26 protein-coding genes are annotated in these 24,214 nt (G+C 53.7%); 10 read left to right on the top strand and 16 right to left on the bottom strand.

What is annotated here, in order from left to right; translation table 11 throughout:
* The first annotated feature begins 74 nt into the window (after window positions 1–74).
* Window positions 75–434 carry a winged helix-turn-helix transcriptional regulator gene (locus AC3CB2_RS22895; RefSeq protein ID WP_352936729.1) on the top strand — a complete coding sequence of 120 codons (360 nt, stop codon included), beginning with the start codon at window positions 75–77 and terminating at the stop codon, window positions 432–434.
* Here the strand turns inward: AC3CB2_RS22895 and AC3CB2_RS22890 are convergent.
* The 9 genes from AC3CB2_RS22890 to AC3CB2_RS22850 form a co-directional block, all read right to left on the bottom strand.
* A complete protein-coding gene (locus tag AC3CB2_RS22890) occupies window positions 431–637 on the bottom strand; it encodes a hypothetical protein (RefSeq protein WP_352936731.1) in 207 nt (68 codons plus the stop codon). The genes AC3CB2_RS22895 and AC3CB2_RS22890 overlap by 4 nt on opposite strands.
* A gap of 155 nt (window positions 638–792) precedes the next feature.
* Window positions 793–2,946, bottom strand: coding sequence for a 3-hydroxyacyl-CoA dehydrogenase NAD-binding domain-containing protein (locus AC3CB2_RS22885; RefSeq protein ID WP_352936733.1), 2,154 nt, complete (start codon window positions 2,944–2,946; stop codon window positions 793–795).
* Between the two features lie 148 nt (window positions 2,947–3,094).
* On the bottom strand, window positions 3,095–3,481 hold the full coding sequence (locus tag AC3CB2_RS22880; protein ID WP_352936735.1) for a cupin domain-containing protein: 387 nt from the start codon (window positions 3,479–3,481) through the stop codon (window positions 3,095–3,097).
* 224 nt (window positions 3,482–3,705) lie between these two features.
* Entirely contained in the window at window positions 3,706–5,424 is a 1,719-nt protein-coding gene (locus AC3CB2_RS22875) for an ABC transporter substrate-binding protein (protein ID WP_008552567.1), read from the bottom strand.
* 74 nt (window positions 5,425–5,498) lie between these two features.
* On the bottom strand, window positions 5,499–5,780 hold the full coding sequence (locus tag AC3CB2_RS22870; protein WP_037038130.1) for a DUF2160 domain-containing protein: 282 nt from the start codon (window positions 5,778–5,780) through the stop codon (window positions 5,499–5,501).
* 15 nt (window positions 5,781–5,795) lie between these two features.
* Complete coding sequence (locus tag AC3CB2_RS22865) at window positions 5,796–6,692, bottom strand: carbohydrate ABC transporter permease (protein ID WP_425328968.1); 897 nt, start codon at window positions 6,690–6,692, stop codon at window positions 5,796–5,798.
* A gap of 5 nt (window positions 6,693–6,697) precedes the next feature.
* On the bottom strand, window positions 6,698–7,585 hold the full coding sequence (locus AC3CB2_RS22860) for a carbohydrate ABC transporter permease (RefSeq protein WP_008552533.1): 888 nt from the start codon (window positions 7,583–7,585) through the stop codon (window positions 6,698–6,700).
* 3 nt (window positions 7,586–7,588) lie between these two features.
* A complete protein-coding gene (locus tag AC3CB2_RS22855; protein WP_352936738.1) occupies window positions 7,589–8,668 on the bottom strand; it encodes an ABC transporter ATP-binding protein in 1,080 nt (359 codons plus the stop codon).
* Window positions 8,669–8,678: 10 nt separating this feature from the next.
* Window positions 8,679–9,761, bottom strand: a complete 1,083-nt coding sequence (locus tag AC3CB2_RS22850) for an ABC transporter ATP-binding protein (RefSeq protein ID WP_352936740.1) — start codon at window positions 9,759–9,761, stop codon at window positions 8,679–8,681.
* 778 nt (window positions 9,762–10,539) lie between these two features.
* On the opposite strand from AC3CB2_RS22850, the gene AC3CB2_RS22845 reads away from it, so the two are divergent.
* A complete protein-coding gene (locus AC3CB2_RS22845; RefSeq protein ID WP_352936742.1) occupies window positions 10,540–11,304 on the top strand; it encodes a sugar phosphate isomerase/epimerase family protein in 765 nt (254 codons plus the stop codon).
* Window positions 11,305–11,388: 84 nt separating this feature from the next.
* Window positions 11,389–12,423, top strand: a complete 1,035-nt coding sequence (locus AC3CB2_RS22840; protein WP_352936744.1) for a Vgb family protein — start codon at window positions 11,389–11,391, stop codon at window positions 12,421–12,423.
* A gap of 51 nt (window positions 12,424–12,474) precedes the next feature.
* Here the strand turns inward: AC3CB2_RS22840 and AC3CB2_RS22835 are convergent, their stop codons facing one another.
* The 4 genes from AC3CB2_RS22835 to AC3CB2_RS22820 form a co-directional block, all read right to left on the bottom strand.
* A complete protein-coding gene (locus AC3CB2_RS22835; protein WP_352936745.1) occupies window positions 12,475–13,005 on the bottom strand; it encodes a methylated-DNA--[protein]-cysteine S-methyltransferase in 531 nt (176 codons plus the stop codon).
* 203 nt (window positions 13,006–13,208) lie between these two features.
* On the bottom strand, window positions 13,209–13,496 hold the full coding sequence (locus AC3CB2_RS22830) for a hypothetical protein (protein ID WP_352936747.1): 288 nt from the start codon (window positions 13,494–13,496) through the stop codon (window positions 13,209–13,211).
* A 104-nt stretch (window positions 13,497–13,600) separates the two neighbouring features.
* Window positions 13,601–14,446 carry a fumarylacetoacetate hydrolase family protein gene (locus tag AC3CB2_RS22825; RefSeq protein ID WP_352936749.1) on the bottom strand — a complete coding sequence of 282 codons (846 nt, stop codon included), beginning with the start codon at window positions 14,444–14,446 and terminating at the stop codon, window positions 13,601–13,603.
* Window positions 14,447–14,461: 15 nt separating this feature from the next.
* Window positions 14,462–15,199, bottom strand: coding sequence for an SDR family oxidoreductase (locus AC3CB2_RS22820; protein ID WP_352936751.1), 738 nt, complete (start codon window positions 15,197–15,199; stop codon window positions 14,462–14,464).
* 269 nt (window positions 15,200–15,468) lie between these two features.
* Between AC3CB2_RS22820 and AC3CB2_RS22815 the strand changes: the two genes are divergently transcribed.
* Genes AC3CB2_RS22815 through AC3CB2_RS22800 form a run of 4 tightly spaced genes read left to right on the top strand, consistent with a single transcriptional unit; the run spans window position 15,469 to window position 19,680 of the window.
* Window positions 15,469–16,266, top strand: coding sequence for an IclR family transcriptional regulator (locus AC3CB2_RS22815; protein WP_054785341.1), 798 nt, complete (start codon window positions 15,469–15,471; stop codon window positions 16,264–16,266).
* A 10-nt stretch (window positions 16,267–16,276) separates the two neighbouring features.
* Window positions 16,277–17,317: an aldo/keto reductase gene (locus tag AC3CB2_RS22810; protein WP_352936753.1), complete on the top strand. Its 1,041-nt coding sequence runs from the start codon at window positions 16,277–16,279 to the stop codon at window positions 17,315–17,317.
* Window positions 17,310–18,155: an amidohydrolase family protein gene (locus tag AC3CB2_RS22805; RefSeq protein ID WP_352936755.1), complete on the top strand. Its 846-nt coding sequence runs from the start codon at window positions 17,310–17,312 to the stop codon at window positions 18,153–18,155. Before AC3CB2_RS22810 ends, AC3CB2_RS22805 begins: the two co-directional genes overlap by 8 nt.
* Window position 18,156: 1 nt before the next feature.
* Window positions 18,157–19,680 (top strand): UxaA family hydrolase, encoded by a 1,524-nt coding sequence (locus AC3CB2_RS22800; RefSeq protein WP_352936757.1) that lies wholly within the window; start codon window positions 18,157–18,159, stop codon window positions 19,678–19,680.
* A gap of 12 nt (window positions 19,681–19,692) precedes the next feature.
* Here the strand turns inward: AC3CB2_RS22800 and AC3CB2_RS22795 are convergent, their stop codons facing one another.
* A complete protein-coding gene (locus AC3CB2_RS22795) occupies window positions 19,693–20,553 on the bottom strand; it encodes a helix-turn-helix domain-containing protein (protein WP_352936759.1) in 861 nt (286 codons plus the stop codon).
* Between the two features lie 116 nt (window positions 20,554–20,669).
* Between AC3CB2_RS22795 and AC3CB2_RS22790 the strand changes: the two genes are divergently transcribed.
* Window positions 20,670–21,605, top strand: coding sequence for a phytanoyl-CoA dioxygenase family protein (locus AC3CB2_RS22790; RefSeq protein WP_352936761.1), 936 nt, complete (start codon window positions 20,670–20,672; stop codon window positions 21,603–21,605).
* A gap of 58 nt (window positions 21,606–21,663) precedes the next feature.
* Here the strand turns inward: AC3CB2_RS22790 and AC3CB2_RS22785 are convergent, their stop codons facing one another.
* Window positions 21,664–22,047, bottom strand: coding sequence for a VOC family protein (locus AC3CB2_RS22785; protein WP_054785335.1), 384 nt, complete (start codon window positions 22,045–22,047; stop codon window positions 21,664–21,666).
* An 86-nt stretch (window positions 22,048–22,133) separates the two neighbouring features.
* Between AC3CB2_RS22785 and soxR the strand changes: the two genes are divergently transcribed.
* A complete protein-coding gene (soxR, locus tag AC3CB2_RS22780) occupies window positions 22,134–22,610 on the top strand; it encodes a redox-sensitive transcriptional activator SoxR (RefSeq protein WP_352936763.1) in 477 nt (158 codons plus the stop codon).
* Between the two features lie 98 nt (window positions 22,611–22,708).
* On the opposite strand, the gene AC3CB2_RS22775 is transcribed toward soxR, so the two are convergent.
* Complete coding sequence (locus AC3CB2_RS22775) at window positions 22,709–23,305, bottom strand: short chain dehydrogenase (protein WP_352936765.1); 597 nt, start codon at window positions 23,303–23,305, stop codon at window positions 22,709–22,711.
* Between the two features lie 103 nt (window positions 23,306–23,408).
* On the opposite strand from AC3CB2_RS22775, the gene AC3CB2_RS22770 reads away from it, so the two are divergent.
* Window positions 23,409–24,214, top strand: an 806-nt coding sequence (locus AC3CB2_RS22770; RefSeq protein ID WP_352936767.1) for a LysR family transcriptional regulator, incomplete at its 3' end; no start/stop codon positions are given.

The following is a 24,214-nucleotide window of genomic DNA, read 5'->3' as shown; positions in this document are numbered from 1 at the left end:
ATATGAAAGCAAAGAAACAAAAGGTCTAGTACGCACTATTTTAGCAGCTAGTATATAAAAGGGTACTGCATACCATGAGCGATGACAGCACAGACACACCAAGTGGAGCATTCGTTGGCTACGAAACATGCCCGGTGCGCCGAACGCTCACCGTGCTCAATGGAAAATGGAAGCTCTTGATTATATACGAGCTTTTGCCCGCTCCATGCCGCTTTAACGAACTGAAGCGCAGACTGCCCGGCGTCTCCCAACGCCTGCTCACAGCCCAACTGAGATCACTGGAAGCAGACGGAATTGTCGATCGCATGGTGATGGAAGTTGTCCCGCCCCATGTGGAATACTCCCTCTCTGAAAAAGGCAGATCCCTGCAGCCCGTACTTCAGGCAATGGAAACCTGGGGGGAGAACGAGGTCAAGAACTTCCCGATCTCTTAGTCTTTGCGCCCATAGTGATAGGTGATCTTGGGCTTGTTCTTACCGAACAAGATCTTCAGGATCACAAGGGGAATAGTGATGGCAATGATGGCCAGCATCAGGCCAGAGGCAAACCCGATCACAAGGAGGATAAATGCCAGCAAAGCCATTGCGAACAATATCGCGATAACTCGTCCGGTCACATATTCCAGAAAATTCAGCATCACCATCTCCAACGGGCATATCTCTGAAAACCACACAGCGGTTTCTGAACGAGAATACGCAAACAAACGTCCAAAACAGCGCCGTTGCTATGTGCGCTGTTTTGGAGCTACCCCAAGGGTACACCACTAAAAGATGGCGATGCAACTGAAGAGAATCAAGCGTTCTCGTGCTTTTTAGCTGCTGAGTTATTCCCACTCTCTGCATTCAGATCAGCAAAAGTCCGACCAGAAGCAACCAGCTCCTCCAGCAGTTTTGCAGGCTGCCAGAAGTAGGCGTCCTCTTCAGCATACGCCTTGATGTTGCTGAGGATTTTCTCCAAACCAATCTCATCAGCATACTGCATAGGACCACCACGCCAACGCGGGAATCCATAGCCATAGATCAGCGTCATATCCACGTCCAATGGCCGCAAAGCAATGCCTTCCTCAACCACCTTCGCAGCCTCATTCACCATCGCCGCCATATAGCGATCCAGGATCTGCTCTTTTGAAAGGTTTTGTGCGTTGATTTGTTTTTCTTTGCGTTCTTCTGTCAGAATGTTGAGTACAGCCGGGTTTGGCGTCCCCTTCCGCGCTCCATCCTCATAAACGTAATAGCCCTTGCTGGTTTTCTGTCCAAACCAGCCTTGCTCACACATGCTGTCTGCAAATGTGAAATAGCGTTCACGTGGATCACGGGTTGGCGCCTTCCGCTTGCGGGTTGCCCAGCCGATATCCAGACCAGCCAGATCGGCTACTGCGTACGGCCCCATCGGGAAGCCGAACTCCAGCATCACATCATCCACCTCAAACGGCGTGGATCCGTCCACCACAATTGCATCCGCAGCAGCGCGATAAGTGGCCAGAATGCGGTTGCCGATGAAGCCATCACAAACACCCGCCCGAACTGCAACCTTGCGCATGATCTTGCCAAGCTGGAAACCAGTCGCAATCACGTCCGGAGCCGTCTTGTCCGCAACCACCACTTCCAGCAGTTTCATAATGTGCGCCGGAGAGAAGAAGTGCAGACCAATTACATCCTGCGGGCGCTTGGTGACGGCGGCAATGGCGTTCACATCCAGATAGGAGGTGTTGGTTGCCAGAACGGCACCCTCCTTACAAACCTCATCCAGCTTCTCGAAGACCTGCTTCTTAACGTCAATGTCTTCAAACACCGCCTCAACAACCAGATCCACATCAGAAAGCGAGGTATAGTCCGTGCTCAAGGACAGCGCTTCTGCAAAGATCCGTTGCTCCTGTTCAACTGAAAGCTTGCCTTTCTTGACGGCTCCACCAACATTCTTGGCAATTGTCGCCTTCGCACGACCAAGCGCTTCATCATCGCGCTCGATCAGCGTAACGGAAAGCCCGTTCATCAGCGCACCGGTCGCAATGCCTGCGCCCATGGTACCACCGCCGATCACACCGATAGACTTCAACTCACGCGGAGCAATGCCTTCAATCTCAGGCAGCTTGCCAAGAGCCCGATCCGCAAAGAAAGCATGGGCCAACGCACGGTGCTGAGCGGAGTTCTTCAGCTCCATGAACATCTCACGCTCTTTCGCCATGCCATCCGCAAAGCTGGTCTGGCTGGCCACCTCAATGGCTTCAACACAAACCACCGGCGACTTCTGACCACGCGCCCGCTTGGCAACAGCAGCTTTGGCATCCGCAAACACCTGAGCATCAACAGCAGGTGCAACCAACTCAGAACAACGACGCAGCGGCGTTCCGTTGTCGATCACCGACCGCGCAAACGCCAGACCCGCAGCAACCGCATCAGCCTCTTCGCTCACGTCATTCAGAATACCAGCGGCCTTCGCAGCATCCGCCCCAATCGGCGCACCACTCGGGATCATCTCCAGCGCTTTCTCATAGCCCGCCAGTCGCGGCAATCGCTGCGTACCACCAGCACCCGGAATGATACCCAGATGCACTTCTGGCAGGCCAACTTTCGCGCCCTTTACCCCAACACGAAAGTGACAGCCCAACGCAACCTCAAGCCCACCGCCCAGCGCAACGCCATGAATAGCCGCAATCACAGGCTTGGAACAGGCTTCAATACCATCAATCACATCTGGCAGATGTGGTTCAGTGGCCGGGCGCTTGAACTCACGGATATCCGCCCCGGCGATGAACACCTTGCCTTCCCCAACAATCACCGCAGCTTTCGCCGCTTCGTCTTCCTCAAACTGCTTGATGCGCGCAACCAGATCCTGCCGGATCGCCAGAGACAACGCATTCACCGGCGCATTGCTCACGGTCATAACCGCAACATCACCGCGCAATTCATAGGAAACCTGACCTGATGACTTAAATGAAGAAGACACTCGAAACTCCCTGAGGCAAAGCGCACTCCCGCGCCGCACTGTCATTCGCAATTCCACGTAGTTTAGCAGGGCGCGGCAGGAATTCCAGTTGTAAAATACAATTCTAATATGCGGAATTAGAGGTAACAAACACGGCGAACCTCACCGCCTAAGCCGGCTCCTCCAACCCATTAGGCAAAGAAATCCAGATCACGGTCTGAGCTTCCTGAGAATGACGCGAAAGGTGGCCTTTGCCATGCGTATCCTCAATCATCAAAAACTGCCCTGCTTCAACGGTGCGAACCTCACCATCACTGGTCTCATACTCAACCGCCCCATCAAGCCGCACAGTCAAACATCGATCAGGAACCGTATGCCATTCCACTTGGCGCATCCCAGCCGGAATACGGGTAATGCGGACGCGTGAAGCCGGATAGCTGGCAGTCACATCAAACGGCACAGCATCAGGATGCACCGACGCCTGATTGGTCGGTATCTCGATTTCATCGAAATGCGATTCCCCATCCGGTGTAGCAAAGATACGTAGGCACTTCACAGCAGCAGCCTCCCTCAATCTGACCAAGACATCGCGAGATCTACCTAGCACACCACAACCAGAAGACGAAACAACCACCTTGGTTGGTGCTCCCCTTCTGTGCGGCCTAATCTCCCAAAACAAAAAACCCGGCGCCTTTTGGCACCGGGTTTCTCGTTTAGTCTTGGAAGCACATCATCGAAAACGACCTCTGTTCCCGATGATGGACACCTTAGATGCAGTGCTTACTTGGAAGCGTCTGCCCAGCTCTTGATCAGCTCGTCGTAGTCAACGGTGACCGGAGTTGGCTTCTCGTTAGCCAGTTTGGCTTTAGGTGCGCCTGGCTGGTTCAGCCAGTAATCACGATCCTTAACTTCGTTGAGCTTAGGACCACACTCGCCCTGAACACCAGCACGCTCAAGACGCTTCAGAACTTTGTCCTGAGCAGCAGCAAGAGCAGTCATAGCTTCCTGAGGAGTTTTCGCGCCTGAGGATGCATCACCAATGTTCTGCCACCACAGCTGAGCCAGCTTTGGATAGTCCGGAACGTTGGTACCGGTTGGGGTCCACTGTACGCGAGCTGGTGAACGGTAGAATTCAACCAGACCACCCAGCTTAGGTGCGCGCTCGGTAAAGGACGCATCGCGAACGTCACTGTCACGTACGAAGGTCAGACCAACGTGAGACTTCTTCAGAGAAGTTGTCTTTGCAACGGTGAACTGAGCGTACAGCCATGCAGCTTTCGCACGATCTTCCGGAGTAGACTTCATCAGCGTCCAGGAACCAGCGTCCTGATAACCCAGCTTCATGCCTTCTTCCCAGTAAGCACCCTTCGGAGAAGGAGCCATACGCCACTTAGGAGTGCCGTCTGCGTTCACAACTGGAATACCGTCTTTCACCATGTCTGCAGTGAACGCGGTGTACCAGAAGATCTGCTGAGCAACAGAACCCTGTGCCGGAACCGGACCAGCTTCGGAGAACACCATGCCTGGTGCTTCAGCTGGAGCGTACTTCTTCAGCCACTCGATGTACTTGGTGATGGAGTAAACCGCTGCAGGACCATCGGTTGCACCACCGCGCTCAACAGAAGAACCAGCTGGGGAACAGCCGTTCACGCGAATGCCCCACTCGTCAACTGGCAGACCGTTCGGGATACCCTTGTCGCCTGCACCAGCCATGGAGAGCCATGCATCGGTAAAGCGCCAACCCAAGGATGGATCTTTCTTACCGTAGTCCATGTGGCCATAGACTTTTTCGCCGTTGATTTCTTTCACGTCGTTGGTGAAGAACTCAGCGATGTCTTCGTAAGCAGACCAGTTAACCGGAACACCCAGTTCGTAGCCGTATTTCGCTTTAAACTGAGCTTTGATGTCTGGGTTGGTGAACCAGTCATAGCGGAACCAGTAAAGGTTCGCGAACTGCTGATCAGGAAGCTGATAAAGCTTACCGTCTGGACCTGTGGTGAAGGACTTGCCAATGAAGTCTTCAATGTCCAGAGTTGGCAGAGTTACGTCTTTACCTTCGTTCGCCATCCAGTCAGTCAGGTTACGAACCTGCTGGTAACGAGCGTGAGTACCGATCAGATCGGAGTCGTTGATATACGCGTCGTAGATGTTCTCGCCAGACTGCATCTGGGTCTGAAGCTTCTCAACAACGTCACCTTCACCGATCAGATCGTGAGTAACTTTAATACCGGTGATTTCGGTAAATGCTTTTGCAAGAACCTTAGCTTCGTATTCGTGGGTCGCAATGGTCTCGGAAACCACTTTGATTTCCATACCTTTGAAAGGCTCAGCAGCTTTGATGAACCAGTCCATTTCCTTCATCTGCTCTTCCTGAGAAAGAGTAGAAGGCTGGAACTCGTCGCTCACCCACTTCTTAGCGGCTTCCATGTCTGCGAATGCAGAGCTGGAAGCACAGATCATGGCTGCAAAGCCAACGGACGCTAATAGCTGACGTCTCATATATATTCCTCCCGACTATAATTTATTGCACTGACAGTTCCCCTAGACGTCAGTGCGGAGAAAAAAGCTCATTCCTAAACCCAGCGGAACACGCAAAACGCATATGCCACACAGACCAACAGAGCCCACCAAAGGTTTGTGCTAACAAACCCAAGCCAAAACAGGCAGATAAACGCACTGCCCAACAGCGAGACAAACAAGCGGTCACCGCGTGTTGTCTCAAATCTCAAGATGCCATGCCGCGGGCTTCCCCCCGGCACAAACCACTCCCAAACCGCCATTCCAGAAAGAAACAGCGCAATCATGGAAAAGAAGATCGCTGTTGGCTGCGTCCAGGCCATCCAAGAAAAATCCATGCCTTGCTCTCCTGATTAAACGCGACCCAGGGCAAAGCCCTTAGCGATGTAGTTACGTACGAAGTAGATCACCAACGCACCCGGAATAATGGTCAAAATCCCGGCTGCTGCGAGTACACCCCAATCCATGCCGGAAGCTGAAACCGTACGGGTCATGGTCGCCGCAATCGGCTTGGCAGCCGTGGTTGTCAGCGTACGGGCGATCAGCAGCTCAACCCATGAGAACATGAAGCAGAAGAACGCTGCCACACCGATGCCGCTTGCAATCAGAGGCATGAAGATCTTTCCGAAGAATTTCGGGAAGGAGTAGCCATCGATATACGCGGTCTCATCGATCTCTTTCGGAACGCCGGACATAAAGCCTTCAAGGATCCACACAGCCAGCGGCACGTTGAACAGACAGTGCGCCAGAGCTACAGCAATGTGCGTGTCGATCAGACCGAAAGCGGAGTAAAGCTGGAAGAACGGCAGCGCAAACACCGCTGGGGGTGCCATACGGTTGGTCAGCAGCCAGAAGAACAGGTGCTTGTCACCCAGGAACTTGTAGCGAGAGAACGCATAAGCCGCTGGCAGCGCAACCGCCACAGAGATCACCGTGTTCAGCGCCACATAGGTAATGGAGTTGATGTAACCGCTGTACCAGCTAGGGTCCGTGAAGATCACCATGTAGTTGGCTAGCGTTGGCTCATCCGGCCACAGGGTGAACTTGCTCAGGATCTCCTGGTTGGTCTTCAGGCTCATGTTGAAGAGCCAGTAGATCGGCAGCATCAAAAACGTGATGTACAGAGTTGGCACGAGGAAGGAATAACGGCTTCCTGTTCTTTGTGCCTTCGCGCGGGTCCGGCTGCGTGGAGCCTGTCCACCAGCAGCAACACCAGTCTCAATTGTAGCAGTTCCAGTTGTTGTCGACATGGTGCTTACTCCTCGCCTGCGTAGTGTTTCTTCTCAGTCCCGGCATTGTTCATCACGGTGTAGAACACCCAGGAGAACAGCAGGATGATGAGGAAGTAGACGAGTGACATTGCAGCAGCTGGTCCAAGGTCAAACTGACCAATCGCCATCTTCACAAGATCAATACTCAGGAAGGTCGTGGAGTTACCCGGTCCGCCACCTGTAACCACAAACGGCTCGGTGTAAATCATGAAGCTATCCATGAAGCGCAGCAGAACCGCAATCAGCAACACACTGTGCATCTTCGGCAGCTGGATGTAACGGAACACAGCCCAGCGGGAAGCACCATCAATGCGTGCTGCCTGATAATAAGCCTCAGGAATGGAAACCAGACCCGCATAGCACAGCAGCACAACAAGGCTGGTCCAGTGCCACACATCCATAACAATCACGGTGGCCCATGCAGCGACAGGATCCTGCGTGTAGTTGTAGTTGATGCCCAGCGAGTTCAGGAAATAACCCAGCAGACCAATGTCCGCACGGCCAAACACCTGCCAGATGGTGCCAACCACGTTCCATGGCACGAGCAGTGGCAGCGCCATCAACACCAGACAAACCGGAACGCCCCAGCCTTTTTTAGGCATGCAAAGCGCGATACCGATGCCCAGCGGAATTTCAATCGCAAGGATCGTGAAAGAGAAGATCAGGTTGCGCACCAGAGCATCATGAAAACGCTCCGAGGCAAGCAGTTCCTGAAACCATTCAATACCAACCCAAAAGAACTGGTTGTTTCCAAAGCTGTCCTGAAACGCGTAGTTCACAACGGTCATCAATGGAATAACCGCAGTAAAGGCCACCAGCAAAAGAACCGGTAAAACCATGAACCAGGCTTTGTTGTTTACGGTCTTTTCCATGGCTTAAGCCCCCTCACTTACGAGCCAGCTATCGGCATAAAGGTTCGTCTGTGTCGGGTCGAAGAGAGCGGTCGGACTTTCCGGAATGCTCTCGCCTTCGCCAACAATCGCATTCAGCGCAATGCCATCCATCTCACCGCGCAGAATGCGGTAACGTCCGATGTCTTCCACATTGTTGACGGTCAGCGGCAGGCCTTCGCCAGCACCGCCCAGTTTCACGAACTCAGGGCGAATGCCCACTTCGGTCTTCTGAGCAACCTTTTTCGGGTCAAGACCGCACTGCAGCGGAACACTGTGGTCGCCAATGCGCGCCATGGTGCCATCCACCTCACATGGCAGAACGTTCATGCCCGGGGAACCGATGAAGTAACCAACAAACGTATGCTGCGGGCGACGGAACAGCTCATCCGGCGTTCCGATCTGCACCACTTCACCGCCATACATCACTACAACCTTATCCGCGAAGGTCAGCGCCTCGGTCTGGTCGTGGGTCACGTAAACCATGGTGAAACCAAACTGCTTGTGCAGATGCTTCAGCTGCGAGCGCAGAACCCACTTCATGTGCGGGTCAATCACGGTCAGCGGCTCATCAAACAGGATCGCGTTGGTGTCCGAACGCACCAGACCACGGCCCAGAGAAATCTTCTGCTTCTCATCAGCTGTCAAACCCTGCGCCTTACGCTTGGCCTTGCTCTCCAGATCAATGATCCGCAGAATTTCATTGACCTTCTGATCAACCTCAGCTGCCGGAACACCGCGATTGCGCAGCGGAAACGCCAGGTTATCGTAAACAGACATGGTGTCGTAAACGACCGGGAACTGGAACACCTGCGCGATGTTACGCGCTTCGGTGGAAAGCTCCGTCACTGGCTTACCATCAAACAGCAGTTCCCCCTCAGACGGGGTCAGCAGGCCGGAAATGATGTTCAGAAGAGTTGTCTTGCCACAGCCGGAAGAGCCAAGAAGCGCATAAGCACCGCCATCTTCAAAGGTCAGATTAACTTCCTTCAAAGCATAGTCGCTTGGGCTCGTTGGGTTCGGCAGATAAGAGTGGCGAATGTGGTCGAGATCAATACGTGCCATGCTCGCCTCCTTAAGCCGCTTCGCTCATGAGAGACGCAACAGAGCGACCCTCATCATCAAAGATCATGAAGTTCTTGGCGTCCACGTACACCTCGATCTCAGCATCCACATCCACGTTATGAATACCATGCTCCAGCGCCACCCAGCGGTGGTTCAGGCAGGTCAGGTGGATGAAGCTCTCAGATCCGGTGATCTCGGAAACATCAACAACGGCAGGAAGACACACAGCATCTTCGCTCGGGCGCTGCAGGTAGAGGTGATGGGGCCGGAAACCTGCTTTGTAATGTCCATCAGGAAGACGCTTCTCTTCCTCAGATGCCGGAATGACTGTGCCGTTGGATGTGCGGAACTCACTTCCGCTTTTTGTCAGGCCCAACAGGTTCAGCGGCGGATCAGAGAAAGTCTGCGCAGTGACGATGTCCTGAGGATTTCTGTAAACATCGATGGTAGGGCCAAACTGAGAAACACGGCCTTCATGCAAGGTCGCAGTGCGCCCACCCAGCAGCAGCGCTTCAGTTGGCTCAGTGGTTGCGTAAACAAACACGGCACCGCTTTCGGAGAAGATCTTTGGCAGCTCGTCGCGCAGTTCTTCACGCAGCTTGTAGTCCAGGTTCGCCAGCGGCTCATCCATCAGCACCAGATGTGCACCTTTCACCAGCGCGCGCGCCAAAGCAGTACGCTGCTGCTGACCACCAGAAAGGTTCAGTGGGGTTCTGTCCAGATACGGAGAGAGCTTCATCAGATCCGCAGCTTTGCGCACCTGCTTGTCAACCTCATCCCCTTTCAGCCCTGCAACGCGCAGCGGGCTGGCGATGTTTTCGTAAACCGTGAGAGCCGGGTAGTTGATGAACTGCTGATAGACCATGGCGACATCGCGCTTGCGCACGGAAACACCGGTCATGTCCTGTCCATTTACGAGCACTTGCCCTGCAGTTGGTTTGTCCAGCCCTGCCATCAAACGCATCAGCGTTGTTTTGCCCGACAGTGTTGGTCCCAACAATACGTTCAATGAACCACTTTCAAGACGCAGAGACACGTCACGAATATGATCCATGCCGTCAACAGTTTTGCTGACGCCCCTTAATTCAAGCATGTTGCCCTCCCGGAACAGAAAGCGACCCGACTGCTTTCTGCGGTACGCGCTGCTTGCACTGCGGTACCTTTAAATTCCTGACTGTAATTCCATAAACAGCTCAAAACCGAGCTGAATCCCATAGTAAAGGCCGAGGCCTTTTAAAGAACATCGCAGCTTTTTGATGCTGCGTTCCTGTCAAATTTTCACGAGCCTCCCCGAACACTTTCAAGTTCTGCTTTCTTACGCAGCTCCGTCCCTACAAAGTGCCATTAGAGACCAAAATTAAACTACGTCCTAACCTACACGTCAATTTTCGTTTACAGCCGATTACGCGCATATTCGCGTAATTTCGAAATATAAGCGAAACCACTTAAGCGTCAATTCGAAAATTGACAAAACGAAACTCCCGGTTGTTATCCATTAGGATGAGAACGCACCACGTGCGGCTAAAAATGTTGAAGATCTGTCATTCCTGCACCCCACACCCGTCTCCTTTAACACCTTGAAAAGACTGAGGTGTTCACTCAAACTCAAATATACTGAGCCGACTAATATTTTCGCGGCGAAATAATTCGAACTTATTTTCGGCAATCTGACGTTCTCCACCGGGTGTGTTCAAATCCTGAATTTCCTTTGCTTAAAGATCGATTCTGGAGTCCAGCTTGACGGTTCGCACTCGCACCTCCCGCCAGTTTCGCAGCACCCCTTGCCCTACAGGTAGATGCAATTCTATTGTCGTGGAGCAAGATTAAACTGAAGCGACAGGCTTTGGTTGATCAGGGAGGGGAACTGCATCATGGATTTTTGCCTACAGCTTTACAGCGCACGAAACTTCCAGCCCTGGAAAGAGGTCATTCAGGAAACCGCTCTCCTCGGATACACGCAGGTCGAAGGCTTTGAAGAACTCTACCCGACGCTAGAAGCAGCCCAGGAAATCCGCGAGCTGCTCGACCAATACGACCTGGACATGCCCTCCGGCCATTTTGACCTGAAGGATCTGGAAGAAAACCTAGACCAGTGCATCAAGATCGCAGTCCTCCTTGGCATGCACACAATCTTTGCCCCCTACCTCACACCAGAAGACCGCCCCAAAACCAAGCACGAATGGACCGTCTTCGCCCACCGGCTGGAGCATCTTGCAGGCACGCTCAAGCACAAAGGCTTTCACTTCGGCTGGCACAATCACGATTTCGAGTTCCGCCCCCTCCCCGATGGCACCATCCCCATGGAGATCATCATCTCCGAAGCGCCCTCTGTGGAATGGGAGATCGACGCTGCATGGATCATCAAGGCAGACCTTGACCCGCTGGATTGGATCGAAGCCCACGGCACCCGCATCACCGCCGTCCATATCAAGGACATCGCACCAGAGGGCGAAGGTGCAGATGAAGATGGCTGGGCAGATGTAGGGTTTGGCACCGTTCCATGGGGTCACATCCTCGCCGCCTTGCAGGAAAAGAGCCGCGCCAAAATCTACATTCTGGAACACGACGACCCGAACAATTTTCTCCGCTTCGCTGACCGTTCCTTAACCTCACTTAAAATGCTTGAGGGCGTATAGGTAGTTTGCCATAGACACGCCTCTCCCATGCATTAAGGCAAGCCGATTGTCTCCACCAAGGAGACGGCATAAGGGAGAGGTAGGATGAACAGACGAGAGTTTCTCGGAGCATCTGCCCTAACAATTTCCAGCGCCTATTACATGGGCATCGTAGCTGGACCAGTCTTCGCGGAAAGCAAAGACAAAGCAAATTCCATCAAAAACGCAAAGGTCACGTACTTTGACGCCCGCCCCGGCGCGCGCTCCAGAGACGTTGGCTTCGATTCCGATGGCATGGTTTGGTACTGCGGACAGGCAGATGGCACGCTCACACGTCTTGATCCTGACACTGGAGAACTTCACCAGGTTTCACTGGGCGAAAAAGCAGCGCCACACGGCGTGGTACTTGGCCCGGACAACGCAATGTGGGTCACAGAAGGCGGACAGAACGCCATTGCCCGCGTAGATCCGGCCACCGACGCCGTCACCCTCATTCCGCTTCCAGCCGAGTTTGAGGACGCAAACCTCAACACCGGCGTGTTTGACCACGACGGCATCTACTGGTTCACCGGACAAAACGGCGTCTATGGCCGCGTTGATCCCGTAACGCAGGAGATTGAAGTCTGGCCAAGCCCACAAGGCCCCGGCCCTTATGGCATCACCGTCACCCCGCAAGGAGATGTCTGGTACGCTTCCCTCGCAGGCAGCCACATTGCCAACATCGACAGAACCAACGGACGCGCCCGCATTGTGACGCCTCCCACAGAGGAACAAGGCGCCCGCCGTGTCTGGTCCAACTCAGAAGGCAAGCTCTGGGTCAGTGAATGGCTCTCAGGGCAGGTCAGCGAATACGACCCGCAAGCCGACACATGGCGCGAATGGCGCCTCCCCGGTAATGACCCACTGCCTTACTCTGTCTATGTCGATGAAAACGACAAGGTCTGGCTCACCGACTTTGATGCCGATGCCGTTGTCTACTTTGATCCAGACACAGAAGAGTTCACCAACTTCCCAAGCAACAAAACCGATCCTGATGTCCGCCAACTGGCAGGACGCAAAGGTGAAGTTTGGGGCGGAGAATCCGGAACGGACAGGATCGTGCGCATTCAGTTTGAAGAAACAGAAACAACGCCATCCTGATCCAATCACATTGGCAAAAAAGAAGGGCGCTCATCCGGGCGCCCTTTTTGCTTAGAAGGAAAATGCCATCTGATCTTTATTGGCTTTGGTTCCGTGAGGAATGCCCTCGTGATCCAGCAGCCAGATCTTGGTATCTATGCCACCACCAAAACCAACCAGAGCCCCATTTGAGCCAATCACGCGGTGGCAGGGAATAACAATCGGCAGCGGATTCGCATTGTTCGCCAAACCAACGGCACGGCTCGCCCCCGGATTGCCTAGCGCTTTCGCTACATCGCCATAGCTGCGCGTCTCACCAAACGGGATCGCCGCAAGCTGTTCCCAGACACTCTTTTGAAACTCAGTGCCAATCAGCTTCCAACTGAGAGAAAACTCCTTGAGGTCACCAGCAAAGTACGCAGCCAATTGCGCAATCAGATCTGCGTAAGGCGTTGCATCTTCAATCCAACCATCCTCAACATACCGTCTACGCGCACTTTCAGGAAAATGGATAAACTCCAGCCCACCGGCTTCACCACCAATCAAAAGCTCCCCAACCGGGCTCTCATAAGTGCAATATGTGATTGGCTTGTTTGTGCTCATAGTCAGTTAAGTTCCTTAGTTGGGTCAATTGGTTTGAGCAACGTTGGTGCAGCTATCTTATGGAAATGGAAACTCATCCAGGCGTCTAGTAAAGTAGTCGCTCACATCATAGATGAGATATCTCATATTCTTGGGTATGTTGTCGGCATAATGTCATCGGTTCCATCGCTTGATAGATTGAAATGAAATTATCCTAACTCCTTTTAAGAACTGTATCGTTGCTCAGTTAGCTGACAAGCAAATTCGAACATTTCGATCAGAGCATCACTTTGGTGTCTGTTGTCATACAGCCTTTTGAAGTCGCTCGATAAATGATGAGTTAGATTAGCATATCCATTTCGGGCTTTATTTTTCAGAATATTTCGAGACTTTGACAAGCCAGGGTAGTCTGCATCACGCCCATCTTGAGCCAGCTTTTCCTGAATTGCTTCGATTAAAGCCAAGAGTTCTTCTTCTGAAGCCCTTTCATGGTCAAGTGAAAGTTGCATCATCAATCTCTCCCCTGCCAGTAAACAAAAAACTCTCCGCCGCGATCAGCAGCGGAGAGTTCTGTAAAGCTTAGTGAAGGAGCCTCAGCTCCGCAAGCTCACGCCCCTCATTCAGCAGCGTAAGTAACCTGTTTTTGAACGCCGAGACCTTCGATGCCCAGCTCCATCTTGTCACCCGGTTTCAGGTAAGTTTCTGGCTTCTGGCCCATACCAACACCCGGAGGCGTACCGGTGGAGATCACATCACCCGGCTGTAGGCTCATGAACTGGGACAGATGCGAAATCACCTGCGCCACGCCAAACACCATGGTCTTGGTAGAACCATCCTGATAGCGGTGGCCGTTCACTTCCAGATACATGGAAAGGTTCTGTGGGTTCTCCACTTCATCACGGGTCACAAGCCATGGACCAATCGGGCCAAAGGTGTCAGCAGACTTGCCCTTCACCCACTGACCACTGCGATGCAGCTGAAAATCACGCTCAGACAGATCATTGACCACGCAATAGCCAGCCACGTGATCCAGCGCCTCTTCCTCGCTCACATACTTGGTGTGCTTACCGATCACCACACCAAGCTCCACTTCCCAGTCTGTCTTCACAGAACCGCGTGGGATCTCAATGTCATCGTTCGGACCACAAATGGCAGAGGTCGCCTTGAAGAACGTCACAGGCTCTTCCGGCACCTGCATGCCAGCTTCTGCGGCATGGTCAGAATAGTTCAGGCCGATGCAGATGAACTTGCCAACATGACCAACACAAGCACCAATGCGCGGGTTCCCATCCACCACAGGCAGGCTGTTCAGATCCAGAGCCGCAATCTTCGCAAGTCCCTCTGCGCTCAGCGTGTCACCGGCAATGTCACCTACCACACCAGAAAGATCACGAATATTGCCATCCGCATCCAGAACACCTGGCTTCTCGGCGTTCATCTCACCAAATCTAAGGAGCTTCATGTCCTACCCTTCTTATTAAACCGCCCATCCGCCATCAATGGCGTGTGTCTGTCCGGTTGTAAATCCGCTTTCGTCACTACCAAGGTACACAGCCAGCGCAGCAATTTCCTCTGGCTTGCCAATGCGTCCCATGGGCTGACGCGCAATAAAATCTTTCATGGCCTGTTCGTAGTTCCCGGTCGCCTTCAGGCGGTCATGCAGGGATGGACTATCAACCGTACCCGGACAAATCGCATTACAGCGAATGCCCTTGGTCACGAAATCCGCCGCAATCGCCTTGGTCAGGCCAATCACCGCCGCTTTGGAAGAACAGTATACGAACCGGTTCGGCACGCCTTTCAGCGAAGAGGCCACGGACGACATGTTGATAATGGAGCCGCCACCATTTTCCAGCATCCCTGGAATCGCCACACGGCATAGACGGTACATCGCCTTCACATTCAGATTGAAAGAGAAGTCCCAGGCATCCTCATCACACTCCAGAATCGTTCCGTTGTGCACGAAGCCAGCGCAGTTGAACAGGATATCCAGCGGGCCGGTCTTCTTCAGCGTTTCCTGAACCTCATCCGCATTGGTCACATCCAGCTTCAGGCCGGTGACACCATCAATGGCATTCAACTCCGCAAGCGCAGCCTCGTTGATGTCAGTCGCAAAAACCTTTGCACCTTCAGCGGCATAGGCTGCCACCGTCGCACGGCCGATCCCCTGCCCTGCCGCAGTGATCAGGGCTGTCTTGCCAGTAAGTCGTCCCATGTGTCCTCCCCCGGACTGAATTTCATAAAAAATATAGGCTCGGCCGAACCAACCAGAAACGCGGATTATTAGAGAGGAAGCACTGCTTATCGTCAAAGCAAAAGGCAGGTGACCCCTTGGCCTTCTCCCAAAGACCGCAGAAATCCGTCAGTTCACCAAATCACACAATGGCATAACTTAAATATAAAAACTTCTTTCAAATGTAAATTAGAAATTGACAACTGCCGGTTTTGCATCAAACAATAAGCTCAAATCGAACAGAGCTGATTATGGCAGACACACAAGCAGTAAAAGACAAAGCTGAGAAATACCGCGCTCCCGCCCTGGAGAAGGGACTGGATATTCTGGAGTTACTCTCCCAGTACGCATCCGGCCTGTCTCAGGCAGAAATCGCGAAAGCACTCGACCGGTCTCCGAACGAGATCTACCGCATGCTCACCACACTGGTGCGCCGCGAGTATGTATCCCGCTCCATCGAGGGTGATCGCTTTCAGCTCAGCCTCAAAATGTATTCCATGTCGCATCGCCACCCACCGGTGACCCGCCTGCTGGAAGCAGCAGTGCCCATGATGCGCAAGACGGCCAAAGACGTTCACCAGTCCAGCCACATCGGCATGGAACATCAGGGAGAGATCGTCGTCGTCGCCAGCGTGGAAGCACCGGGCAACTGGAGTTTCGTGCTCAAAACCGGCTCGGTCATCGGCCTCTGGAACACAGGCACCGGACGGGCAATCGCTGCCTTCCAGAAACCGGAGATCCGCGAGCTCATGTACAACCAGCATGAACGCGCCCTTGGAGAACCGGAGATGAGCTACGACCAGTTCCGTGCCATTCTGGACGAGGTACAGCAGCAGGGCTTCGTGCGCATGCCTTCCGCCAGCACGGTCGGCGTTACCAATCTGGCCTTCCCAATTCTGGGACCAGACGGCCATGCGGTTGCGGCACTCAGCTGCCCGTTCATGGAGCGGATAGACGACTTTAAAGCACCCGGAATTGAAGAAGTTCAGGAGGCCTACGCTCAGGTCGCAAAGGACATAACCAACATTTACGGCACAGTAACAACCTAAGGAAATCGCTATGGGCTTGGGAGGGAAGCTGGCTCATCGACAATTGGGAGGAACAAATCTGCAGCTACCGACGTTGGGGATCGGCGGCGCAGCATTTGGCGGGCTGTTCGCAACAGCACCTCGCAAAGAGTCCATGAGCACATTGGATCGCGCCAAAGAGGTTGGTCTCACATACATTGACACCGCCCCTTACTACGGCTTTGGCCGCTCTGAACGCGTCATTGGAGATGCTGTGCGCAAGTACGACTACATCATCTCCACCAAGGTTGGCCGCCTGCTGAAACCCGGCATGGCAGATAATCCAGCCCAGTTCGGCTGGCCTGATCCGCTTCCCTTCCACCCGGTCTACGACTACTCGTATGACGGTATCATGCGCTCCTACGAGGCCAGCCTGCACCGCACCGGCCTTGATCGCCTCGACATCCTGCTGGTCCACGACATAGGCACCGCCACCCACGGCCCGGAAGAAAACCTGCGCCATATGAAAGACCTGAAAGGCGGCATCAGAGCCCTTCAGGAACTCAAGAGCTCCGGTGCGATCTCAGCCATGGGCCTAGGCGTCAACGAGACCGCCATTTGCATGGAGCTGATGCAGCAAGCCCATTGGGATGCCTTCCTGCTCGCAGGGCGTTACACCCTGCTGGAACAAGCCCCTCTGCAAGACCTGCTACCAGCATGCCTTGAAGCAAAAACCTCCATCATTCTGGGTGGCCCCTTCAACTCTGGCATCCTCGTAGGCGGCAACACCTGGAACTATGAAAGCGCTCCACCTGAAATACTGACACATGTGAACGCGCTGAAAGAGTGCTGTCAGGAGTTCTCCGTTGATCTCGCTGCCGCTGCCCTCCACTTCCCACTCGCACACCCAGCAGTCGCCAGCGTCATTCCCGGAATGCGCAATCGCAGCGAGCTGGAAGGCATCCTCAAATGGATCGCAGCTGACATCCCAGATACTTTCTGGGCGCGACTAAAAGAAAGAGAATTACTCCCGGCAGACGCCCCTGTCCCTTCTGGCAATCTTTTCTTCGAACAAGAGGTGAAGCATGCTTAGGATTGATGCCCACCACCATTTCTGGAAGCTTTCCCGCGGCGACTACAGCTGGCTGACACCAGACCTGAACGTCCTTTATCGCGACTTTCTCGTCAGCGACATCCAGCCCCTGCTCACGCAAGCCAAGATAGACGGAACCATTCTCGTTCAGGCCGCTGACACTATTGAAGAAACCCACTTCATGCTGGAACTAGCCGCAGAACACGACTGGATCCTCGGCGTTGTCGGCTGGGTGGATATGGAAGCCGCGAACGCCCCTGAGGTCATTCGGGAGCTCTCACAAAATCCAAAGCTGGTCGGCATTCGTCCGATGATACAGGACATTGAGGACGATGAGTGGATGCTGCAGGACAACCTGCGCCCAGCCATTCAGGCTCTCATCGACAACAACCTGACGCTCGACCTTCTGGTCCAGCCCCGGCACCTGCCGCACCTTAAAACCTTCCTCAGCCGCTATCCAGGTCTGCGCGCGGTCATCGATCATGGCGCAAAGCCGGATATCCGCAACAAGGCCATCGAGACGTGGTCCCAACACGTCGGCGACATCGCCCGCACCTCCAACGTCTGCTGCAAACTCTCCGGCCTCCTCACCGAAGCCTCCGAAAACGCAGAGATCGAGGATATTGCCCCCTACGCCTTTCACATCCTGAAATGCTTCGGGTCTGAGCGCGTGATGTTCGGCAGCGACTGGCCGGTTCTTCTCCTCGCGAATACCTATCAAAACTGGGTGGACATGGTGGAGCAGCTCACCGCTGACCTGCCTCAGGCAGATTGGGAGGCCATCTTTGGTGGCACCGCTGCAAAGTTCTACCTCACCAAAACAATGGAAACTCTCTGAAATGTCGGCACCCATTCCAGCAAGCGTCAAACTTCAGCCAGCTGACAACGTCATCATCGCCACAAGAGCGCTACAGCCGGGCGATCAGGCAGGCGATCTTCAGGTCCGAGACAACATCCCGGCAGGCCATAAAATCGCTGAGCGTGACATCAAGCAAGGCGAAGCACAGATCAAGTTCGGCCAGACAATCGGCTTCGCCATCACCGACATTCAGGCAGGCTCTCACGTGCATTCGCACAACATGGAGTTTTCCGATCCCGGCGTGCACCACAGCTTCTGCAAAGACTACAAGCCAACCCAATACGCAGAACATCCCGAAGAACGCACCTTCCTCGGTTATCACCGCGAAGACGGCAGCGTCGGCACCCGCAACTACATCGCCGTCCTCACCAGCGTAAACTGCTCTGCCACAGCAGCCCACCGCATCGCCGATGCTTTCAGCGACGAAGATCTGCTCCAGTTTGAGAACGTCGACGGCGTTGCCTCCTTTGCCCATGGCACAGGCTGCGGCATGGCAGGCGACAACGAAGGCTTCGCCAACCTGCAACGCGTGCTCTGGGGTTACGCTAGAAACCCCAATGTCGGCGGTGTTCTGCTGGTCGGTCTGGGCTGCGAAGTCAATCAGATCGACTTCCTGCTGGATGCCTACGGCCTGAAGCAATCACCGACCTTCCAGTTCATGAACATTCAGGGCATGGGCGGTCTACGCAAGACCATTGAAGCGGGCATTGAGAAGGTCAAAGCTATGCTGCCGGAAGTCAACAAAGCCACCCGCCAGCCAGCACCAGTTTCCAAGTTGATGGTCGGCCTGCAATGCGGCGGCTCCGATGGCTGGTCCGGCGTCACAGCCAACCCGGCCCTTGGCTACGCAACTGACCTGCTCGTCAAATACGGCGGCACTTCCGTCCTCTCTGAAACCTCAGAGATCTACGGCGCAGAACATCTGCTCACCAGCCGCGCCGCCAACCAGAAGATTGCCGAAAAGCTCGTTGAACGGGTCCGTTGGTGGGAGGACTACACCGCCCGCAACAACGGCACCATGGACAACAACCCCTCACCGGGCAACAAACGCGGTGGCCTGACAACCATCCTAGAAAAGTCCCTCGGCGCAGTCGCCAAAGGCGGCACGACAGCGCTGCAAGGCGTCTACAAATACGGCGAACCTATCGAGACCAACGGCTTCGTCTTTATGGACAGCCCCGGCTACGACCCTGCTTCTGTGACGGGTCAGATCGCCAGTGGTTGCAACCTGATCGTCTTCACCACGGGTCGCGGCTCCGCCTTTGGCAGCAAGCCATCGCCAACGATCAAAGTCGCCAGCAACACGGCTCTCTTCGAGCATATGCCCGAGGATATGGACCTCAACGCAGGCTCCATCATCTCCGAAGGAAGATCCGTCGAAGAGGTTGGAACGGAACTGTTTGAGCTGATGATCAAAGTCGCTTCTGGCGAACACAGCAAATCAGAAGCGCAAGGTCTGGGCGACTACGAGTTCGTGCCTTGGCAAATTGGCGCGGTGATGTAGCCAGCCAGCCAGCTACCGGCGAAACCTCGCCCTGTACTCGCGCGGTGTCATGCCCTTCACCGCGCGGAACTGGCGATTAAAATTTGCTAACGCCGAATACCCAACATTATGTGCAATGAGCGACACAGGTGCATCCCCGCCAGAAAGCTGTGCGCACGCATCCCCAATCCGAATACGTTTCAGATACTCAGAGACCGTCTGCCCAGTATGGCGTTGAAACAGCCGGTGCACCCCTGAAACGCTTAGCGCAGCAGTTTCCGCCAGTTCTTCCAAAGGCAACACTCGTGAATACTCGGAGTGAATAAGCGTCAGCACCCGGTCAATCCGCTCATTTCCACCATCCGCGCTGGAAAGCACCACCGGATCATGGGCAAGCTGCATCGCATACTCATCCTCAGAAAGCTCCGCCAGCACCCGCAGGATAGTGAACAAGCGCTCCAACGGATCTTCCTTAAAGAATCTCCTGATCTTCGGCACCACCCGATACCTTGCATCATCGCTGAAACTCAAGCCTGCCAAGGCCCGCTGAAACAGCTTCTTCACGCCGGAGAGCTCTGACATCTCATTGGTGATCCGCTCAATCCACTCCGGCTCGAACCAGATCACCAGCGCCTGATGGGGCTCATCATCATCAGGCCTGCTGTTGGACGCCCATGTATGCGGAAGATTAGGCCCAAGCAGCACAAGGTCTGCATGCCCATAGTCGCCCACATGATCACCCACGTAACGCTGGCCTTCAGAGTTCAACGTCAGCGTCAGCTCATATTCAGGATGATGATGCCAGGAGAACGGAATGCCATCATGAAGACGCCGGTTCATCACCTTGAATGAACCGTCTTCAGACTCTGGCACTTTCTCCAGATATGACCGCATTTCACCCTCTGAACCAGTAAGACGCCAGAATAGTATCAGTATCAGCTAGTTTAGAACAACTCTCACATACCAAAGTGAATAAACTTACAAGCCATTGAAGGATCTGGGAGGACCACATGGACGCTGAACTGCTTGCAGACAATCACTGGGGCTCAACCGCAACTGATACCCAGTTGAAGGACATCAGGAAAACCCTGCCCTTGCGCGTACTTTCAGAAGATGACTGGCAACACTGGATCACCCGCGGCTATGTCATCGTACGCCAGGCCGTTCCGCAGGAAAACGTAAAACGCCTGGTGGATCTACTTTGGGAATTTGATGAGAAAAATCCTAAGGATCCCTCCACCTGGTACACCCCACAACGCCGCGCTCACAAAATGCTGGAGCTTAACAATGCGGGCATGCTGGAGATTTATAACCACCAGTACCTGTGGGACAACCGCATGCAGCAACGCATCTACGATGCCTTCGTAGATATCTGGGACCGCGAAGACCTCTGGGTCAGCATCGACCGCGCCAATCTCAATCCCCCCAAGAAAGACCGTAACGGCAAACCCGGCTTCATTCATTGGGACGTCGACACATCCCTACGCCCGCTACCAATCAGCGTGCAAGGCGTCCTCTCACTGGTAAAGCAGGACGAAGAAACCGGCGGCTTCCAATGCATCCCCAAACTCTTCGAAGACTTTGAGGAGTGGGTTATAACCCAACCAGACGACCGCGATCCCAAACATCCAGACTACTCGGGCTTTGAAATAGAAAAGATCGAGATGGAACCGGGCGACTTGATGATCTTCAATGCGCTCCTAGCCCACGGTATCCGTCCCAACAATTCCAAAGACAAGGTGCGCATCGCCCAATACATCTCCATGTTCCCATCTGAGCAGAGCAATGAAGATTTACGGCAGGAGCGCATCCATCAGTGGCGCAATATGGAACCGCCACAAAGAGCATCCTTCCCCGGCGACCCACGCGAATGGGAAAAGAAGAACGCCCAAACCGCTGAACTGACCGATCTCGGCAAAAAACTTCTGGGACTGGAGCTCTGGTAAAACGAAAAAGAGCGTTTCCTCATTATGGGGAAACGCTCTTGCACCGACACTCATTGAACTAGGCGTAGCTAACGACCTCAAACTCAATGCCGTCATCATCATCGAAGTAGAAGCGGCGACCAGGCTCGTAATCTGCGTGATTTCGGGTCTTATACCCGCCTGCCAGCACTTTCTTCTCAACCGCATCCAGATCATCAACCACTACACCAACGTGGTTCAGACTACCATGAGTGACGTAATTGTCTTCCTTGGTCGCATTGGTGTTTCCAAGAGAATAAACGGCGATATAACTGTCATCTGTTCCAACATGAACAGTGGTTCCACCCGCCCGGGCAGCACCCTGCCAACGCACATGCCAGCCAAACCAATCTGAAAGACGGCCTGCGGTCGCAACTGGGTCAGAAACGGTGATGTTTACGTGCTCTAAAAAACTCTTTGTCATCGCAATAGCCTTTCTTTTGACTTCTGATGACACCCTGTTTAGGACTTCAAGTTAAGTTTAAGTCAAGCACTATTTTTGAGAAATTTATGAAGCACTCAGACGTCATGACAATCGGTGAACTCGCCGAAAGATCCGGCCTCACCACATCCGCCATCCGCTTTTACGAAACCAAGGGAATAGTCACAGCCAGCCGCAACGCAGGCGGCCAACGCCGCTTCATGCGCGCCGACATCCGCCGCCTGTCATTCGCTCTCGTTGCACAAGAGTTTGGCTTCACCATCAAAGAGATTTCAGAGCAACTGGGAACGTTGCCACCCGGTCGTGCACCCAACAAAGCAGAGTGGAAACGCTTGAGCCAACAGTTCAAAGTGCACTTGGATGAGCGTATCACCCGCATGGAACGCTTAAGATCCCAGCTGGAGGGCTGCATGGGTTGCGGCTGCCTCTCCCTCGACAAATGCGAGCTCTACAACGCCGGCGACGCTGCCGCCAGCTACGGACGCGGCCCCCGCTTCATCTACGGCGACAAGTCTTTCAGGCAGCAAACAGAACCCGCTGAATGACAAGGACAGGTCCGTCCTTGTCATCATCAACCACACCGGTTGAAATGCGGGCAAAGTTGGAGGACTAAGGCTTTCATGAGCCCGCCCGCGAAAAAACCTTAGTTCTGCACCAGAACCACTTGGCCACTCTCTGAACTGCCAAGAACATCACGGTAATGTTCTGCAACCTTGGCAGCAGGCACACAATGCGTACTGTCCATACCGAACTTCTCAGCAGATTCTTTCACGAGCGAGAGGCTCACAGAGTTGATGCGCTTATCATCAGCCAGTTCCAGCGCCACAGTTCGCACAAACGCATCAACACCAGCCGTTGCAATTGCGATTGCAGCAGTATTCGGCATCGGATGTTGGGCGACAGCACCGGAGGTTAGAGTAATGGAGCCACCCTTATTGAGGTACTTGTGACCAACACGGGTCAAGTTCACCTGCCCCATGACTTTACTCTGCAAAGCCCGCTCATAGGCATGGTCCCCTTCCTCATCAAAACCACCAAACACGCCATCACCAGCAACACTGATGATCGCATCTACGGCACCAACCTTTTCAAAAAGCGCCTCCACAGAAGCTTTGTCTTCAATATCAGCCTGCATATCACCACTGGACCTGCCAACAGTGATCACGTCATGCTCTTGTCCCAGCAGTTTCGCAACTTCACTTCCAACGAGGCCAGTACCACCTACAACAACAGTTTTCATATCAAACTCCTAATCAGTCTGTATTTCTTGAAAACTGATGTACGCCCCAACTCACTCAGAAAAAAGCATAGCTTTCTGACCAACTCCGTCACATTATTAGACCATGACGAATTTAGATCATCTCAATGTCATCAGCACGATCTGTGAAGTCGGAAGCTTCCAACTCGCAAGCGAAAAGCTGAACAAGGCACGCTCCGCGGTTTCTTATTCAGTGAAGCAGGTCGAAGAGTTCTACCAACTCCAGATCTTCGATCGCTCCAAGTACCGCCCAGGGCTCACGCCTGAAGGAAAAACTCTACTGGTTCAGATCAGAAGACTTCTGGAGCAAGCCAAAGCCTTCGAAGATTCAGTGAAAGACCTGAAGGGAGAAAACGAGCCAGAGATCCGCTTGGCTGTCAGTAGCATCTTTCCAGTCACCTGGATCACCGACCTCCTAAAGTCACTTCGCACCAAGTTCCCTCAGACGACAATCCATCTGGACGTAGAAGTAGCCTCTGGAGAGCGCATGCTCTTATCCGAAGCCGTCGACATGGCGATCTTCGCCGCCCCAACTCGCAATGCATCATTGGACTACAAGCCTATAACGAACATGGATGTGCCCCTTGTCATCTCAGGTAGTTTGCTTGGAGAGATTACCCCATCTTCTCTCACGCGGGCGAGTTTGGCTGAGCATCCTCAGATCGTGGTGAAGTCCTCTGATGCCCAATCACCGAACAGCGGCCTGCTTGCGGATGCCCCAAAGTGGTATGTGACGGATCTGCAGGCGAAGAAGGATCTGATCACATCAGGACTGGGCTGGGGCCGCCTCCCCCATCATATGATTGCTCAGGAGCTTTCTGAGGGCGTTCTGAAGACCCTGCCAACTCTTGGCGAGATCAGCCTGCCAATCTGCCTTGCCAAGCGCGGCAA

The organism is Pseudovibrio sp. SCP20, assembly GCF_057774105.1.
This window is presented reverse-complemented; position numbering and strand designations above follow the sequence as displayed.